The sequence below is a fragment of the Velazquezella soli genome (genome assembly GCF_977018685.1).
Genome location: NZ_CDRNXF010000004.1, coordinates 387501 through 404694, shown reverse-complemented (window position 1 = coordinate 404694; position 17194 = coordinate 387501). Strand labels below are relative to the sequence as shown.

Genomic DNA, 17194 nt, shown 5'->3' with positions numbered 1-17194 from the left:
CAGGTCCACGGAGGGAATCATATGGCGACTTTGGCAAACGGCATCCGGCATCTGCCCGACTATCTGGACCGGAGCGCACAGGAGCGGCTCGTCGAGGTCATCCGCGGCATTGTTGCCGATGCACCGCTCTATATCCCGGCTATGCCCGGCACGGGCAAACAGATGTCAGTCAGGATGACGAATTGCGGCGCGCTCGGCTGGGTAACGGACAAGGAGCGTGGCTACCGCTACCAGGATGTCCATCCGCAGACCGGCCGACCATGGCCAGCCATTCCGTCAGAACTGATGGATCTCTGGGAAAACCTTGCCGGCTACGACAAGCCGCCGGAGGCATGCCTTGTCAATTTCTATTCAGACGACGCGAAAATGGGCCTGCATCAGGACAAGGACGAATCAGACCTGAAGGCGCCGGTCCTTTCCATCTCGCTCGGCAATACCTGCCTGTTCCGGGTCGGCGGGATCGACCGGAAGGATCCGACGGGCTCCTTCAAGCTCTCAAGCGGCGATATCGTGGTCCTGGGTGGGGAAGGGCGGCTGGCGTTTCACGGGGTCGACCGGATCTATCCCGGCACGTCGACGCTTCTCAAGAACGGCGGCCGCATCAATCTGACACTGCGAAGGGTGAATAGCTGACGATCGAAGATCCATCGTGTGATGGGTATCGATCGACAGCCTACAGTTTTCTCAAAGCGACCGTCTCGATGAAGTGGTCGCGACCCTTGCGCAGAATGATATCGGCGCGCGGCCGTGTCGGGATGATGTTCTGGCGCAGGTTCTTGAGATTGATGTTTTCCCAGAGCCCTTCGGCGACAGCCATCGCCTCGGCCTCGCTGATTGCCGCATACTTGTTGAAGAACGACGTCGGCTCACGAAAGGCCGTCTGCCGCAGTTTCATGAACCGCTGGACGTACCACTGGTGGATCTGCTCCTCGTCGGCATCGATATAGATCGAGAAGTCGAAGAAGTCAGACACGATCGGCACGATCTTGCCATCAACAGGCAATGCGCGCGACTGCAGCACATTGATGCCTTCGAAGATCAGGATGTCGGGACGGTCGACCAAGGTATATTCGCCCGGCAGCACGTCATAGGTCAGATGCGAGTAGCGCGGCGCCTTGACGTTTTTCTCGCCGGCCTTGATCGCCGAAAGAAACCGCAGGATCTGGCCGATATCGTAGCTCTCCGGAAAACCCTTGCGCTGCATCAGGTTTTCACGTTGGAGAACCGCGTTGGGATAAAGAAATCCGTCGGTCGTGATGAGATCGATCTTCGGACTTGCCGGCCAGCGCGCAAGCAGTTCCTTCAGCACGCGTGCGGTGGTCGACTTGCCGACCGCGACCGAGCCGGCAACGCCGATGATGAACGGGGTCTTTGACACATCCGGAAGGGTCAAAAAGCGGTTGCGCTGCCGGTAAAGCCGTTGCGAGGCCTCGACATGGGTCGAAAGAAGGCGCGACAGCGACAGATAGATGCGCCGGACCTCGTCGATGTTGATCGGATCGTCCAGCGAGCGCAGCCGGGCGATTTCCTCGGCCTTCAGCGTCAGTGGCGTGTCGGCCCGAAACTTCGCCCATTCCTCGGCGGTGAAGTGGTGGTAGGGCGAGTAGTATTCCGCGTTCACACCGCTCTCCGGGATATCCACATCATGCTTTTCAGGCGTCGAAACGATGTTCATCAAGGAGCTCGGCTCGCCTTTTCCTGCAGGCCTGTCTGGCCTGTCCTGCGCTGAAGTTCGGCGAGCACATCCTGCAACGGGATGTCGGCAATGTTCAATACGACCATAAGATGATAGAGAAGGTCCGCACTTTCAGACACGAGATCGTGCCGGTCCTGCGCCACCGCGGCGATCACGGTTTCCACCGCCTCTTCGCCTAGCTTCTTGGCAGCCTTGGTCTGCCCGGCCGCCACGAGCTTGGCGGTCCAGGATTCCTCAGGCGGGGCTTTCGCGCGCTGCGCAACGATCCTCTCGAGATCGCCGAGGGTGAATTCACTCAAAACCGTCTCCTCCCGTCCCGAATATCAGTCGAGCCGCATGGCAATGCCATGGTCGGCCATATAGCGCTTTGCCTCGCCAATCGAATAGGTCCCGAAGTGGAAAATCGAGGCGGCGAGAACGGCGGTCGCATGGCCCTCTTTCACGCCCGCAACGAGATCGTCCAGCGTGCCGACGCCGCCCGAGGCGATGACGGGAACGCGAACCGAATCGGCAATCGTGCGGGTCAGCGCCAGATCGTAGCCGATCTTCGTGCCGTCGCGGTCCATCGAGGTCACGAGCAATTCGCCTGCGCCGCGCTCGACCATTTTTCGCGCAAACTCGACGGCATCGATGCCGGTCGCGGTGCGGCCGCCATGGGTGAAGATCTCCCAGCGATCGCTCTCGCCTGATGCGGACACCCGCTTGGCATCGATCGACACGACGATGCACTGGTTGCCGAACTTGTTCGCAGCTTCGTAGACGAAATCCGGATTGTTCACGGCAGCGGAGTTGATCGACACCTTGTCGGCCCCGGCCAGCAGCAGCCTGCGGATATCGGCAATGGCGCGAACGCCGCCGCCGACGGTAAGCGGCATGAAGCAATGTTCGGCGGTGCGCGCGACGACATCGAAGATCGTGTCGCGATTGTCGGAGGAAGCGGTGATGTCGAGGAAGCAGAGTTCGTCGGCACCGGCAGCATCATAGGCTTTTGCGGCCTCGACCGGATCGCCGGCATCGATCAGGTCGACGAAATTAACGCCCTTGACGACACGGCCGTCCTTCACGTCGAGGCAGGGAATGACACGGGCTTTGAGCGTCATGCGGCTTCTCCTCTCGCGGCGCGAATCAGCGACAGCGCCTCAGCAGGGTCGATACGGCCGTCATAGAGCGCCCGACCGGAAATTGCGCCCTCGAGGCGGGTTGCGTCCGCCTGCAGCATGCGGTGGATATCGTCCATCGAGGCAAGCCCGCCCGAAGCGATGACGGGAATGGAAACTGCATCCGCCAGTTCCAGCGTCGAGGCCCAGTTAATGCCGGCCAGGATCCCGTCGCGGTCGATGTCGGTATAGATGATCGCCGAAACACCGGCGCCTTCGAATTTCCTCGCAAGCTCGATGACGCCGAGCTCGGAGGCTTCAGCCCAGCCTTCCACCGCCACTTTGCCACCCTTGGCATCGATGCCGACGGCGACCTGGCCCGGAAACTTCTCGCATGCCTCGATGACGAGGGCAGGATCGCGCACCGCAACAGTGCCGAGAATGACACGCGCCAGTCCGCGGCTAAGCCACGCTTCGATATGCTCGAGCGTACGGATGCCGCCGCCGAGCTGCACCGGGTTCTTGGTTGCCTTGAGGATCGCATCGACGGCCGCGCCATTGACGCTTTCGCCGGCAAAGGCACCGTTGAGGTCCACCACATGCAGCCACTCGAAACCCTGGTCCTCAAAGGCCTTAGCCTGGTCGGCAGGGTCCGGATTGTAGACGGTCGCCTGCTCCATGTCGCCAAGCTTGAGGCGCACGCACTGGCCGTCCTTGAGATCGATAGCCGGGAAAAGAATCATGTTCAGGGCTTCCAGCGCAGGAAGTTGGAAATCAGGGCGAGGCCGAGCGTCTGGCTCTTTTCCGGATGGAATTGCGCCCCCACCATGTTGTCGCGTCCAACGAAGGCCGTCATCGCGCCACCGTATTCCGTCGTGGCGATGACGTCGGAAGGGTTTGCGGCGGCGAGATGGTAGGAGTGCACGAAATAGGCGTGCAGTCCGTCCGGCCCTGTCGGAATTCCCTCGAACAGAGGATGCGGGTTGGCAAGTTCCAGCGTGTTCCAGCCGATCTGGGGGATCTTCAGGCTGGGATCGGACGGCGTCATTTCGACAACATCGCCCTTGATCCAGCCGAAGCCCTCGCTGGTGGTCTTTTCGAGCCCGCGCGAGGACATCAGCTGCATGCCGACGCAGACCCCGAGGAAGGGCCGCGCCTTTGTCTCGACGGCCTCGATCAGCGCCTCGTGCATGCCGGAGACGGCATCGAGCCCGGCCCGGCAATCGGCATATGCGCCAACGCCTGGAAGAACGACGCGGTCAGCCGAGGCGACGGCGTCAGGCTTGTCGGTAAGATCGATTTCAGCGTCGATGCCGGCCTCGCGGGCGGCGCGTTCGAAAGCCTTGGTGGCGGATCGGAGATTGCCCGATCCGTAGTCGATGATTGCGACGCGCATCAGCGTGCTCCGTGATCGAAAAGTCCGGCGCCGGAACTCTGCCATCCGGCAGCGGCGGGGGAAGGGGTGTTCGTCTGTGGCGCCCATTCGGAAAGAGTAGGCATTGCGCTCGGTTCAGGCTGCGGCAGATTGGAGAAATACATTTCCTCGGCCGTGCTTCTGTCCTGCGCAAACACGACAGTTTCGAGCGTGTAGCCCCGGCGCTGCAGCGACTGCGAATAGAGATGCCGGCCTTCCAGCGCAACGATGAGGTTCATCGCAAAGCCGAGCAGCCAGCCGCCGATCGCAAAACCCGGCATGGTCGAAAGAACGCCGCTGCCGATCTGGATGGCGAGTGCGACCGCGCCGGCGATCCACATCCGGTGCCAGAACAGCCAGATCCAGGAAAGCAGGAATGCCGGCCAGGAAAAGCCGTCCGTCATGATGATGGTGGAACGGTGCTCCCTGTCGGGGCCATTTTTCGGCGTCAGAACGAGATAGCTTCTCAAGGATGAAACTCCTGGAAGCGTCAGGCAAGCGTACCCTTGGTCGAAGGAACGCGATTGGCCTGCCGCGGATCGATTTCTGTCGCGATGCGCAACACGCGCGCCACGGATTTGAAGCAGGTCTCGGCGATATGATGGTTGTTGGCGCCGTAGTGGTTGAGGATATGCAGCGTGATGCCGGCATTCTGGGCCAGCGCGTTGAAGAATTCCCGCACCAGTTCCGTATCGAACGTGCCGATCTTCGGTGCCGAAAACGAAACGTTCCAGACCAGGAAAGGCCGGCCCGACACGTCGACCGCAGCTTTCGTCATCGTTTCGTCCATGGCGAGATCGAGCGAGGCATAGCGGGCAATGCCGCGCCTGTCGCCGAGCGCCTTGGAAATGGCCTGGCCAATCGCGATGCCGGTATCTTCCACCGTATGGTGATCGTCGACATGCAGGTCGCCCTTCACGTCGATCTCCATGTCGATCAACGAATGGCGCGAAAGCTGGTCCAGCATATGGTCGAAAAACCCGACGCCCGTCGAAATCTTTGACGTGCCGGTGCCGTCAAGATTGACGGAAACCGAAACGGAAGTCTCGTTGGTCTTGCGGGAAACGCTTCCCGTGCGTGCGGCTGTCGTATCGACCATCATGTCACCCATGCTTATTCTGCGCGCTCCATATCAGGCGGCAGATCAAATATCCAGCAAAAGCACGGCCGACGCGCAGCCGGTACGCTGTGCTGTTTCGGCAAGATTGTATTCGGCGGATGCCCACTTACATAGGGCTCAACGGAGCCGCCATGAACGTCGCTGGGGCTCGCAATCGAAGGCGCCCTCCAGGGGCTTTTAGAGGTAGATGGAATGACAACGATTATTACGGTCCGAAAGGGCGGCAAGGTGGTGATGGCCGGTGACGGTCAGGTGAGCCTCGGCCAGACGGTGATGAAGGGCAATGCCCGCAAGGTGCGCCGCATTGGCAAGACCGGCGATGTGATTGCCGGTTTTGCCGGCGCCACGGCCGACGCTTTCACGCTTCTCGACCGCCTCGAAAAGAAGCTCGAGCAGTATCCCGGCCAGCTGATGCGCGCCGCCGTCGAACTTGCCAAGGATTGGCGCACCGACAAGTATCTGCGCAATCTCGAAGCGATGATGCTGGTGGCCGACAAGTCGATCACGCTCGCCGTCACCGGCAACGGCGATGTGCTGGAGCCCGAACACGGCACGATCGCCATCGGCTCAGGCGGAAATTATGCCTATGCAGCTGCCCGCGCGCTGATGGACACGGACATGTCGGCCGAAGAGGTTGCCCGCAAGGGGCTCGATATCGCGGCCGATATCTGCGTCTACACCAATCACAATCTCGTCGTCGAAACGCTCGACGCCGAATAACCCAATTCCAGCCAAAGGATCTCTCATGGGCCGGGCCTTAAAGGACGGTCGAAGCGGGACGCCAAGAGGAACACATGACTAATTTTTCTCCCCGGGAAATCGTTTCCGAGCTCGATCGCCACATCATCGGCCAGCACGACGCCAAGCGCGCCGTGGCCATCGCGCTTCGAAACCGCTGGCGCCGTCACCAGCTCGATGAGAGCCTGCGCGACGAAGTCATGCCAAAGAACATCCTGATGATCGGGCCGACCGGCGTCGGCAAGACGGAAATTTCCCGTCGCCTCGCAAAGCTCGCGGGCGCTCCCTTCATCAAGGTTGAAGCCACCAAGTTCACCGAGGTCGGCTATGTCGGGCGTGACGTCGAACAGATCATCCGCGATCTCGTCGAGATCGGCATCGGCCTGATCCGCGAAAAGAAGCGCACCGAAGTGCAGGCGAAGGCGCAGGCGAGCGCTGAGGAGCGTGTCCTCGATGCGCTCGTCGGATCGACGGCCTCTCCTGCCACCCGCGACAGTTTCCGCAAGCGCCTGCGCAGCGGCGAGCTTGACGAGAAGGAAATCGAGATCGAGGTGGCCGACACCAGCTCGGGCATGCCCGGCTTCGACATTCCCGGCATGCCGGGCGGCAATATCGGCGTTCTCAACCTCTCCGACATGTTCGGTAAGGCGATGGGTGGGCGCACCAAGAAGGTCAAAACCACCGTTGCCAAGTCCTACGGCGAACTGGTGCGCGACGAATCCGACAAGCTGATCGACAACGAGGTGATCCAGCGCGAAGCCGTGCGTTCGGTTGAGAATGACGGCATCGTGTTCCTGGACGAGATCGACAAGATCGCTGCCCGTGACGGCGGCATGGGCGCCGGTGTTTCACGTGAAGGCGTGCAGCGCGACCTGTTGCCGCTTGTCGAGGGCACCACGGTCTCGACCAAATACGGACCGGTGAAGACCGATCATATCCTGTTCATCGCTTCCGGCGCCTTCCACGTGTCGAAGCCGTCTGACCTTCTGCCGGAGCTTCAGGGTCGCCTGCCGATCCGCGTTGAACTGAAGCCGCTGACGAAGGAAGATTTCCGCCGCATCCTGACGGAAACCGAGGCAAGCCTGATCCGGCAGTACAAGGCGCTGATGGGCACGGAAGATCTGGCGCTCGACTTTACCGATGACGCGCTCGACGCGCTGGCCGATGTCGCGGTGCATCTCAACTCCACCGTCGAGAATATCGGTGCTCGCCGGTTGCAGACGGTGATGGAGCGCGTGCTGGACGAGATTTCCTTCACCGCGCCCGATCAGGGCGGCACGGCGATCACGATCGATGCCGAATATGTCCGCAAGCATGTCGGCGATCTCGCCAACGATACCGACCTGTCGCGTTACATCCTCTGACCTTGAATTCGTGGCAGCCGGGCAACGACCGGCTGCTGCTCGCCTTGGCAGTGACGCTATTTTGAATGCCACTCTCTCGACATTACAGCATCTCTTCACGTAAGGGTGACGCGCTTTCGTGATGCGCCGCTCTCCCCCGCCTGACTGTTTCGGCGTCTGGAGCGTTATCAGTGCAGACCGTAATTGGGACACGACAATTTTGAAACGCCTCCTGCTTGCATTTCTGATGACCGTCGCATGGACGGCCGCTTCCACGACCTACGCGGCCGCGGTGACCATCGTGCCGGAAGGCAACCGCAATACGGTGCAGCCGAAAGTGCCGGGTGCCTCCGTGCGCCGAACCCGCGCCGGCCGCACCACGTTCGACGACAAGTATGAAAAGATCCGCGATCTGCTCGCAACCGACAAGAAACTGATCGGCAAGATCAGATCTGCGGCAGCGGCCTACGGCTTCGATCCGATCCATATCGTCGGCGCGATCGTTGGCGAGCACACCTATAATGTCGATGCCTATGACCGGTTGCAGACCTATTACATCAAGGCTGCCGCCTATGCCGGCAACAGTTTCCGCTTCGGCTACGACGACGAATCGATCAAGGATTTTCTCGACCGCCCGCAATTTGCAAAATGCAGCACGGGGCTCGACTCCTACCGTCTCTGGACCTGCCGGGAAAATGTCTGGGAAGACGCTTTCCGGGGACGCAAGGTCGATGGCAAGGCGTTTCCGGACAATCGTTTCAGCGCGGTCTTCTTCCAGCCCTTCTATGCCGGCCAGACCTTCGGCCTCGGCCAGCTCAATCCGCTGACGGCGATGATGTTTTCAGACACCGTCGCCCGCGTTTCCGGTTACCCGAAGCTGGACGAAAACAAGGCATCGGAAGTCTATGACGCTATCATGGACCCGGACAAGTCGCTGGCCTACATGGCGGCCAACATCCGCCGCTCCATCGACGACTACAAGACGATTGCGAATGTCGATATCTCCCGCAATCCCGGCATCACAGCCACTCTCTATAACACCGGCGGCTCGGCACAACGGGCGGCAGCCTTGAGGGCGCGCGGCGGGTTGCCGGAAGAGAATTATTACGGCTGGCTGGTCAACGACAAGATCGCCGAGTTGAAATCGCTCTTCTGAGTTCTGATATGGTCTTCATCTCTAAAGATGAGGACCCTTCATATGGACATGCGCCCCGAACCTTTCGTGCCACCGGCACCGGAGCCGCGCACCGTCCCGCCGTCGCGGCTGGAAGTCATCCGCACCGTGATGCGCAATCCCCTCGAACTGTGGGGAAAGCCGTCCTACACGCTTCCGTGGATAGAGACGAAGTTCCTCAAGGAACGCACCCTCATCGTCAACGATCCGGGCCTTATCCGGCACATTCTTGTCGATAATTCCGCCAATTACGAGATGTCGGAGATCCGCCAGCTCATCCTGCGGCCAATCCTGCGTGACGGGTTGCTGACGGCGGAAGGGCCCGTGTGGAAGCGCTCGCGCAAGGCGATGGCACCGGTGTTCACACCACGTCACTCCCGCGGATTTGCCGGCCAGATGCTGGCGAAGTCGGAGGAGTATGTCGAGAAGTATGCGGCCGACCATCCTTCGGGCGCGGTCCACGACATCTCGGTCGACATGACGGAACTTGCGTTCGCCATCCTTTCCGAGACGCTGTTTTCCGGCGAGATCGTCACCGAAAGCGAGAAATTTTCCGATGACGTCGACAGCCTGCTGCATCGCATGGGCCGTGTCGATCCGATGGATCTTCTGCGCGCCCCTCCTTGGGTACCGCGCGTGACGCGGATCGGTGGCCAGCGCGTGCTGGACAAGTTCCGCAAGGTTGTTTCCGATACCATGCTCCAGCGGCAAAAGCGGATCCGCGAGACGCCGGATGCCGTACCGCAGGATTTCCTGACGCTGCTGCTGCAGCTCGAAGGACCCGAAGGCCTGACGATGGCCGAAATCGAAGACAATATCCTGACCTTCATCGGCGCCGGCCACGAAACGACGGCAAGAGCGCTCGCCTGGACACTGTACTGCGTTGGCCAGTCGCCGCATGTCCGCGAAGCGATGGAAAAAGAGATCGACCTGGTCTTGAGCGAAGGGGCCGAACCGGTAGACTGGCTGGAGAGAATGCCCTGGGTGAGGGCGGCTTTCGAGGAAGCGCTGCGGCTTTATCCGCCGGCGCCTTCCATCAACCGCGCGGCAATCCGTGGCGATCGCTGGACCAGCCCGACGGGCGAGACCGTGACCATCGATGCTGGCGTCACGGTTCTCGTCATGCCATGGACGCTGCACCGGCATGAACTCTACTGGGAAAAGCCGCGTGCCTTCATGCCCGAACGCTTCCTTCCGGAAAACCGCGGCAACATCAATCGCTTCCAGTACCTGCCGTTCGGGGCGGGCCCACGCACCTGCATCGGTGCCGTCTTTGCCATGCAGGAGGCGGTGATCGCGCTGGCCGTACTGATGAAGCGCTACCGGTTCGATGTGGTTCCGGGCACCAAGGTCTGGCCTGTCCAGAAACTGACCACCCAGCCGCAGGACGGAATACCCATGAAGGTGGTCCGTCGGCGCTCCACGTGAAACACCGCTTGAGGCTGGTCCATATCGGTCAATGATTTCCTGGTCGATGGCATCGTCTGCGATTGACAGACAAGGTCCTGCGGGCAATCTGCATGTCACTAAAAAATCATACGGGAGGCGCGGCATGACTCGCATCGAAAAAAATGGACTGCAGATCGATCAGAAGCTGCACGACTTTCTGGTCACGGAAGCGCTTCCCGAGACCGGTGTCGATGCCGAGCATTTCTTCGCCGAGTTTTCCGCGATCGTCCATGACCTCGCGCCGAAGAACCGGGCGCTTCTCTCCAAGCGCGATGCGTTTCAGCTTGAGATCGACGAGTGGTACCGCAAGAACGGCGCGCCGAACGACCTTGCCGCCTACGAAACCTTCCTGCGCGAGATCGGCTATCTTTTGCCCGAAGGTCCGGATTTCCAGGTCTCGACGGAAAACGTCGATCCGGAAATTGCCGGCATCGCCGGCCCGCAGCTCGTCGTCCCCGTGATGAATGCACGCTATGCACTAAACGCCGCCAATGCCCGCTGGGGTTCGCTCTATGATGCGCTTTATGGCACGGACGCCATCCCGGAAGCCAATGGTGCCGATAAGGGCAAGGGCTACAATCCGGTCCGCGGCAAACAGGTGATTGCCTGGGTGCGCGACTTCCTCGATCAGTCGGCTCCGCTTTCCGGCGCCAGCTGGAAGGATGCAGCCTCCTTCAAGGTGGAAGATGCCGCCCTGTTCGTGACGCTGTCGAACGGCGAGGTGCCAGGCCTGACCGATCCGACGCAGTTTGCCGGCTATCTGGGCGAACCGAACCGGATCCTGCTTGTGCGCAACAACCTGCATGTCGAAATCGTCATCGATCCGGCAACCGCGATCGGCAAGGAAGATCCGGCCCATATTTCCGATGTGCGAATCGAATCCGCGATCACTACGATCATGGACTGCGAGGATTCCGTCGCCGCTGTCGACGCTGAGGATAAGGTCGCCGTCTATCGCAACTGGCTCGGCCTGATGAAGGGCGATCTCGCGGAAGAGGTTGCCAAGGGCGGCACGAGCTTCCTGCGCACGCTCAATCCGGATTTCGACTATACGGCGCCGAACGGTGCAACCGTCGAGGTTAAAGCCCGCTCGCTGATGCTGATCCGCAATGTCGGCCACCTCATGACCAACCCGGCCATTCTCGATCGCGACGGCCATGAAGTGCCCGAAGGCATCATGGATGCTGTCGTCACGGCGCTGATCGCCATCCACGACATCGGTCGCAAGGATGGCGGCATCACCGGCCGCCGCAAGAATTCGAAGCTCGGTTCCATGTATGTGGTCAAGCCGAAGATGCATGGGCCGGAAGAAGTGGCCTTCGCAGCCGAGATCTTCACGCGCGTCGAACAGGCGCTCGGCCTTGCCGACAATGCCATGAAGATGGGCATCATGGACGAAGAGCGCCGCACCACGATCAACCTCAAGGAAGCGATCCGCGCCGCGAAGGAGCGCGTCGTGTTTATCAACACCGGCTTCCTCGACCGCACCGGCGACGAGATCCACACCTCGATGGAAGCCGGCCCGATGATCCGCAAGGGCGACATGAAGCAGGCGGCCTGGATTGCGGCCTATGAGAACTGGAATGTCGATATCGGTCTCGCCTGCGGGCTGTCCGGCCATGCACAGATCGGCAAGGGCATGTGGGCGATGCCGGATCTGATGGCGGCGATGCTGGAGCAGAAGATCGGTCACCCGAAAGCGGGCGCCAACACCGCCTGGGTCCCGTCACCGACGGCCGCCACTTTGCATGCCACCCACTATCACACAGTCGATGTCGCCGAAGTCCAGAAGGGGCTGAAGACTCGCACCCGTGCTAAACTCTCCGATATCCTGTCGGTGCCCGTCGCCTCGCGGCCGAATTGGACGCCGGAAGAAATCCAGCGCGAACTCGACAACAACGCGCAGGGCATTCTGGGCTACGTCGTGCGCTGGATCGACCAGGGCGTCGGTTGCTCCAAGGTCCCCGATATCAACGACATCGCGCTGATGGAAGACCGGGCGACATTGCGCATCTCGTCGCAGCATATGGCCAACTGGCTGCACCACAAGCTCGTCACCGAAGAGCAGATCGTCGAGACGCTGAAGCGGATGGCGGCTGTGGTCGATGGCCAGAACGAAGGCGATCCGCTCTATACGCCGATGGCAGCTAACTTCGAAGCCTCGGTCGCCTTTCAGGCAGCGCTCGAACTGGTGCTCAAGGGTCGCGAACAGCCGAACGGCTATACCGAACCGGTCCTGCATCGCCGCCGGCTGGAACTCAAGGCAAAGGCCGGTTAATCCGGCCCGTCGCTCAGACAACAAAAAAGCCGCCGGGAAATCCTCGGCGGCTTTTGCATTTTCAGGCGTTGAACCCTTACTGGATCACGACGACCTTGGTGTTGCGGCCCGGACGGACGCGGCTGTAGAGGTCGATCACGTCCTGGTTCATCAGACGGATGCAGCCCGACGAAGCGGCGGTGCCAATCGAGGCCCATTCCGGCGTTCCATGCAGGCGGAACAGTGTGTCCTGGCCCTTCTCGTTGAACAGATACATGGCGCGTGCACCAAGCGGGTTCGACAGACCGGGACCCATGCCGTTTTCGACATAACGGGCGATGTCCGGCTTGCGCACTGCCATTTCCTTCGGCGGATGCCAGTTCGGCCATTCCTGCTTCCAGGCAACATAGGCGGTACCCGACCATGCGAAGCCCTGCTTGCCGACGCCGATACCATAGCGCATCGCACGACCACCCGGCAGGATGAAATAGAGATGACGCTCGCGGGTGTTGACGATGACCGTTCCCGGCCGCTCATTCGTCTCGTAATTGACGACCTGGCGAACGAACTGCGGCTTCACCCGGTTGATCGGGATCGCCGGCAGGGTGTAACCTGCATCGGTGATCGACCCATACGAATCGGTAAAGATCTGCGCCGTCTCGATACGGACCGGAGCTTCGGCCTGGGCGACCGTCCGGGGTGTGTCGGACGTAGTGGAGCAGCCGGCCAGGGCAGAGGTTGCCAACAGGCCGAGTGCGAGCATGCTGTTGCGAAAGCGCATGGATGTCTCTTGATGTACGAATCGATTGAAATGGGCGCTCAGGCGCCTTCGGACCCGTTATTTTCCATAGCGCAGCGCTTGGCAAGCGATAGCAGTGAGCCAGGGGATCGCGCTTCCACGAATGCAAAAGGCAATGTCCTTTTTGCAACATCCGTAACCCCCCGGAGGGGCTGTGACAGGTCAAGTTCATGACGATATTGAATATTGCCAATAATAACCCGCTGGTCGACGGCCGTCAGTCGTCGCGGGCCATGATGGTCCGCCGGGGCATGCAGATCCTGCTCCATGACATGCGGCATGCCATTCTTCCGGAAATGGCGCTTTCAAATGGTCGCCGCGCCGATCTGATTACAGTGTCGGAGAAGGGCGAGATCTGGATCATCGAGATCAAGACGTCCATCGAGGACTTCCGGGTCGATCGCAAATGGCCAGATTACCGCGCCTCCTGCGACCGGCTGTTCTTCGCCACCCACAAGGACGTTCCGCTCGATATCTTCCCGGAGGATTGCGGCCTGTTCCTGTCCGATGGCTACGGCGCCCACCAGATGCGCGAGGCACCGGAACACAAGCTGGCGCCCGCATCGCGCAAATCGATCATGCTGAATTTCTCCCGTCTCGCCGCGCGAAGGCTGATGCTGGCCGAATGGGCGACCGGCAAAAGCTTCGACGACATCTGACCGGCGAGACTTACTTCGGTGCGCGCTTGGCAAGTATCCGCTGCAGCGTGCGCCGGTGCATGTTCAGCCGCCTTGCGGTTTCCGAAACATTGCGCTCGCATGCCTCGTAGACGCGCTGGATATGTTCCCAGCGCACCCGATCGGCAGACATCGGGTTCTCGGGCACATCCGCCTTTTCGCCCGGGCGCTGCATCAAGGCGTTGAACACATCGTCCGCATCCGCAGGCTTGGACAGATAGTCGAGCGCTCCAAGCTTAACAGCCGTCACCGCGGTCGCGATATTGCCGTAGCCGGTCAGCACCACGATCTTGGTGTCCGAACCGGACTTCTGGATGGCTTCGATCACGTCGAGACCGTTGCCGTCACCCAGCCGCAAATCGACCACGGCATATTTCGGCGGCCGGGCTTCGGCCTTGGCGATCCCTTCGGCGACCGATTCCGCTGCATCCACGATAAAGCCGCGGCTTTCCATGGCGCGCGCCAGACGCCGCAGGAACGGGCCATCGTCATCGACGAGCAGCAGGAAAGGATCGTCTCCGAGCTGGGCATCGTCGAGGGCGGGCATGTTTTCAGAATTCGTATCCATCGTCTGTCTCCACGGACAACGGTCCGTTGCTGCACTTCAATATGGGTCGCGTTGGCAAAGCGGCCACTCATTTTATCGCCGGCCGGTCCATCAGGCTGCGCGGCCATTCGATCCGGATCCGGGCGCCTGCCTTGCCGGCATCGCGGTTGCCGAACTTGAGCGATGCCCCCGATCGCTCCAGCAGCGTCTTGGCGATGAAGAGCCCGAGCCCGAGCCCACCCGCGCTTTCGTCTTCGCGAGACCGCGTGGTCATATAGGGCTCGCCGATATGGGCGAGTATATCCGGCGCATAACCGGGACCATCATCCTCGATCGTGATGGTAACCCGCGACGCCGTGTGTTCGGTGGTCACCGTGACCTTCTCTCTGGCATAATCGACGGCATTCTCGACGAGGTTGCCGAGACCATAGAGGATGGCCGGGTTGCGGTTGCCGACCGGCTCGCCGGCAATGTCGCTCTTTTCGATGATCTCGACATCGATGCCGAATTGCCGATGCGGCGCAATCACTTCCTCGATCAGCGACGACAGCGGCAGACGCCGCATATGCTCCTCGCTCTCGGTCGAAAGCGATGTCAGCCGGCGCAGGATATCGCGGCAGCGTTCGCTCTGGCTGCGCAGCAAAAGCACGTCCTCGCGAAACCGGTCGTCTTCGCGCAGGTCGCGCAGCATTTCCTTGGCAACGACGCTGATCGTGGCAAGCGGCGTTCCAAGCTCGTGCGCGGCCGCGGCCGCCAGCCCGTCGAGCTGCGACAGGTGCTTTTCCCGCTCCAGCACCAGTTCGGTTGCGGCCAGCGCATCCGCCAGAAGCGCCGCCTCGCTCGAGACGCGGTAGGCATAAAAGGCGGCAAACATCATCATCGAGGCGATCGCGCACCAGACGCCGATCTGCATCACCGGCTGCGTCTCCAGCGTCTGGCCCGCATACCAGGGCACGTCGAAGGGCGAAAAGGCGATGGTGGTGGTGCAGATCAGGGCAAACACGATCAGCATGATCGAATGGCGCAAGGGTTGCGAGGCAAACGAAATGATCACCGGCACGCAGATCAGCGGCGCGAAGGGATTGGCAAGGCCACCGGTGATAAACAGCAGCGAGGCCATCTGCAGAAGATCGAAGCCCAGAAGCGCAATGACGGACCGCGGTCCCAGCCGATGCGTCGCTGGAAACCAGGCCGAGAGGGTAAGGTTCGCCACGGCAAGCGCCGCGATCAGGATTGCCGCCTCCATCAGGGGCAGCGGGAACTGCAGCACTAACGCGACGATCACCACCGTTGCCGTCTGTCCGGCAACCGCAAGCCAGCGCAGCCGCACCAGCGTCTGAAGGCGCATCCGTCGGCTGGATCGGCTGCGCACCGCATCGGAAAGAGCGATCACGTCGTTCTCGCTGGTCGCCAACTCGTCGCTGGCCATGTCCCTGGTCGCCATATCTTCTATGTCCCGCTTTCCGCTTCGACTGTCACGACGCTTTTCATAGCGCGCCGCACCTCCTGGTCGCAGGCGGCATTCTGTCACGTCTGCCTATCATGTCCCGCGCGGTTTCGCCCGCGCCGTGGGCAGAGCCTCTGCCGGATCTTCCGGCCAGGGATGTTTCGGATAGCGTCCGCGCATGTCGGCGCGCACATCTTTCCACGATCCGGCCCAGAAACCGGGCAGGTCTCTTGTCGTCTGGATCGGCCGGTGCGCCGGCGATGTCAGTTCGAGCAGCAGCGGCAGGCGCCCGCCGGCCACCGCCGGATGGGTCTTCAGCCCGAACAGTTCCTGAACCCGGATCGACAGGGTCGGCTCCTCTCCGTCGTAGCGGATCGGATGACGTTGTCCGGTCGGCGCTTCGAAATGCGTCGGCGCCAGCCGTCCCAGGTCCTGCAGGATGTCGTAGGGAACAAGCGAGCGCAGCCCTTCCGAAAGGCTGCCGGGCTGGATCGCGTCGATGCCGGAGGCCTGGCCCTGAAACGGAACGAACCATTCGGAAAGCCGATCGAGCAGTGCCGCATCATCCATATCAGGCCAGGGCGCACCGATTGTGCGATGAAGAAAGCCCAGCCGTTCGCGCAGCTGCGCGCCGTCCTTGGAAAACGGCAGAACCTGAAGGCCCAGCTCCCGCACACCCTCGGCAAGTGCCAGGGCAGCGGCTTCGCCCGTCTTGCGGGGCAGCGGCTTTTCCTCAAACACGATGGCGCCAAGCCGCGTCACCTTGCGAGCCCGCAGCTTCAGGCTCTGGCGGTCGAACACCGTCTCATCCTGGCGCACGATCAGATCGTCGAGCTCGGCTTCGATCTCGGCACGACTGGTTTCGGCCGCCGCAAGGATCCGCGCCTTGACGGCCCGGCCCGAGAGATCGGCGATGACGAGCATCGTTGCACCCGCAAGCCGATCGGTCTCAGGCAGTTCCGCCCCGCGGCCGTTTGCCATCACGAACCGGCCACGCCAGCCGCGCTGGATCGCCACCCGGTCCGGATAGGCATGCAGCAGAAGCTGGCCGGCTGTCGCTGGCAAACCCGGTTGCGTCTTGCGGGGCAGGCCGGAAGCGATCCGGTCCGCAAGCCGCCTTGCGGCGTCGGCACGCTCACCTTTCTCATTGCGGAACCGTCTCAGTCTTTCATCGAGGTCCACATCCGATCCGCCGAGCCCCTGTTCGGTCAGGAGCACTGCCAGCAGGCAAGCCTGACGGCCATGGCCGTCGTCTGCCGCCGAAATCGTCATCGCCGCAAGCCGCGGCGGCAGCGCCATGTCGCGCATCGTCTTGCCGCGCGCTGTCAGCCGACCCTGCTCATCGAAGGCCCCGAGCTGGGTGAGAAGGCTTTTCGCTTCCTTGAAGGCGGCCGCAGGCGGCGGATCTAGAAACGCCAGCGATGCCGGATCCTCCA

At 61.5% G+C, this 17194-nt stretch carries 18 protein-coding genes (1 of these 18 running past the window's edge); 7 read left to right on the top strand and 11 right to left on the bottom strand.

Features of this window, described 5'->3' with window-relative positions; genetic code table 11:
* Positions 1-21: 21 nt before the first annotated feature.
* Positions 22-633, top strand: coding sequence for an alpha-ketoglutarate-dependent dioxygenase AlkB (locus tag AC0JZ8_RS05620; RefSeq protein ID WP_471892010.1), 612 nt, complete (start codon positions 22-24; stop codon positions 631-633).
* A gap of 40 nt (positions 634-673) precedes the next feature.
* On the opposite strand, the gene coaA is transcribed toward AC0JZ8_RS05620, so the two are convergent.
* The 7 genes from coaA to hisB are packed head-to-tail and all read right to left on the bottom strand — an operon-like array spanning position 674 to position 5306.
* Entirely contained in the window at positions 674-1675 is a 1002-nt protein-coding gene (gene coaA / locus AC0JZ8_RS05615; protein WP_471892009.1) for a type I pantothenate kinase, read from the bottom strand.
* Positions 1675-1995: a phosphoribosyl-ATP diphosphatase gene (locus tag AC0JZ8_RS05610; RefSeq protein WP_471892008.1), complete on the bottom strand. Its 321-nt coding sequence runs from the start codon at positions 1993-1995 to the stop codon at positions 1675-1677. The genes coaA and AC0JZ8_RS05610 overlap by 1 nt, the downstream gene beginning before the upstream one ends.
* Positions 1996-2019: 24 nt before the next feature.
* Positions 2020-2796, bottom strand: a complete 777-nt coding sequence (gene hisF, locus AC0JZ8_RS05605) for an imidazole glycerol phosphate synthase subunit HisF (RefSeq protein WP_471892007.1) — start codon at positions 2794-2796, stop codon at positions 2020-2022.
* Positions 2793-3536, bottom strand: a complete 744-nt coding sequence (gene hisA, locus AC0JZ8_RS05600) for a 1-(5-phosphoribosyl)-5-[(5-phosphoribosylamino)methylideneamino]imidazole-4-carboxamide isomerase (protein WP_471892006.1) — start codon at positions 3534-3536, stop codon at positions 2793-2795. The genes hisF and hisA overlap by 4 nt, the downstream gene beginning before the upstream one ends.
* 2 nt (positions 3537-3538) lie before the next feature.
* Entirely contained in the window at positions 3539-4189 is a 651-nt protein-coding gene (gene hisH / locus AC0JZ8_RS05595) for an imidazole glycerol phosphate synthase subunit HisH (protein WP_471892005.1), read from the bottom strand.
* Entirely contained in the window at positions 4189-4677 is a 489-nt protein-coding gene (locus AC0JZ8_RS05590) for a DUF2628 domain-containing protein (RefSeq protein WP_471892004.1), read from the bottom strand. The genes hisH and AC0JZ8_RS05590 overlap by 1 nt, the downstream gene beginning before the upstream one ends.
* A gap of 20 nt (positions 4678-4697) precedes the next feature.
* Positions 4698-5306 (bottom strand): imidazoleglycerol-phosphate dehydratase HisB, encoded by a 609-nt coding sequence (hisB, locus tag AC0JZ8_RS05585; RefSeq protein ID WP_062577203.1) that lies wholly within the window; start codon positions 5304-5306, stop codon positions 4698-4700.
* A 213-nt stretch (positions 5307-5519) separates the two neighbouring features.
* Here hisB and hslV point away from each other — a divergent pair, with 213 nt between their 5' ends.
* The 5 genes from hslV (at position 5520) to AC0JZ8_RS05560 (ending at position 12309) form a co-directional block, all read left to right on the top strand.
* Positions 5520-6047 (top strand): ATP-dependent protease subunit HslV, encoded by a 528-nt coding sequence (gene hslV, locus AC0JZ8_RS05580; protein ID WP_062463013.1) that lies wholly within the window; start codon positions 5520-5522, stop codon positions 6045-6047.
* Between the two features lie 74 nt (positions 6048-6121).
* The gene (gene hslU, locus AC0JZ8_RS05575; protein ID WP_062577159.1) at positions 6122-7429 is read left to right on the top strand and encodes an ATP-dependent protease ATPase subunit HslU; all 1308 of its coding nucleotides are present in this window, start codon (positions 6122-6124) and stop codon (positions 7427-7429) included.
* 199 nt (positions 7430-7628) lie between these two features.
* Positions 7629-8564, top strand: a complete 936-nt coding sequence (locus AC0JZ8_RS05570; RefSeq protein ID WP_062463019.1) for a DUF1402 family protein — start codon at positions 7629-7631, stop codon at positions 8562-8564.
* Between the two features lie 42 nt (positions 8565-8606).
* The gene (locus AC0JZ8_RS05565; protein ID WP_471892003.1) at positions 8607-10010 is read left to right on the top strand and encodes a cytochrome P450; all 1404 of its coding nucleotides are present in this window, start codon (positions 8607-8609) and stop codon (positions 10008-10010) included.
* A gap of 124 nt (positions 10011-10134) precedes the next feature.
* The gene (locus AC0JZ8_RS05560) at positions 10135-12309 is read left to right on the top strand and encodes a malate synthase G (RefSeq protein ID WP_471892002.1); all 2175 of its coding nucleotides are present in this window, start codon (positions 10135-10137) and stop codon (positions 12307-12309) included.
* 76 nt (positions 12310-12385) lie between these two features.
* Here AC0JZ8_RS05560 and AC0JZ8_RS05555 read toward each other — a convergent pair whose 3' ends face one another.
* Positions 12386-13069 carry a L,D-transpeptidase gene (locus tag AC0JZ8_RS05555; RefSeq protein WP_113167228.1) on the bottom strand — a complete coding sequence of 228 codons (684 nt, stop codon included), beginning with the start codon at positions 13067-13069 and terminating at the stop codon, positions 12386-12388.
* 188 nt (positions 13070-13257) lie between these two features.
* On the opposite strand from AC0JZ8_RS05555, the gene AC0JZ8_RS05550 reads away from it, so the two are divergent.
* Positions 13258-13746: an MmcB family DNA repair protein gene (locus AC0JZ8_RS05550; protein ID WP_113109942.1), complete on the top strand. Its 489-nt coding sequence runs from the start codon at positions 13258-13260 to the stop codon at positions 13744-13746.
* Between the two features lie 10 nt (positions 13747-13756).
* Here the strand turns inward: AC0JZ8_RS05550 and AC0JZ8_RS05545 are convergent, their stop codons facing one another.
* From AC0JZ8_RS05545 to hrpB, 3 genes are all read right to left on the bottom strand, one after another.
* Entirely contained in the window at positions 13757-14332 is a 576-nt protein-coding gene (locus tag AC0JZ8_RS05545; protein WP_062463032.1) for an ActR/PrrA/RegA family redox response regulator transcription factor, read from the bottom strand.
* Positions 14333-14399: 67 nt separating this feature from the next.
* Positions 14400-15755 (bottom strand): ActS/PrrB/RegB family redox-sensitive histidine kinase, encoded by a 1356-nt coding sequence (locus tag AC0JZ8_RS05540; RefSeq protein ID WP_471892001.1) that lies wholly within the window; start codon positions 15753-15755, stop codon positions 14400-14402.
* A gap of 96 nt (positions 15756-15851) precedes the next feature.
* Positions 15852-17194, bottom strand: partial view of an ATP-dependent helicase HrpB gene (gene hrpB, locus AC0JZ8_RS05535; RefSeq protein WP_471892000.1) — the 3' portion only. Its footprint extends 1156 nt past the window's final position; only the last 1343 of its 2499 coding nucleotides appear in the window; its start codon lies beyond the right edge, outside the window; it ends in the stop codon at positions 15852-15854.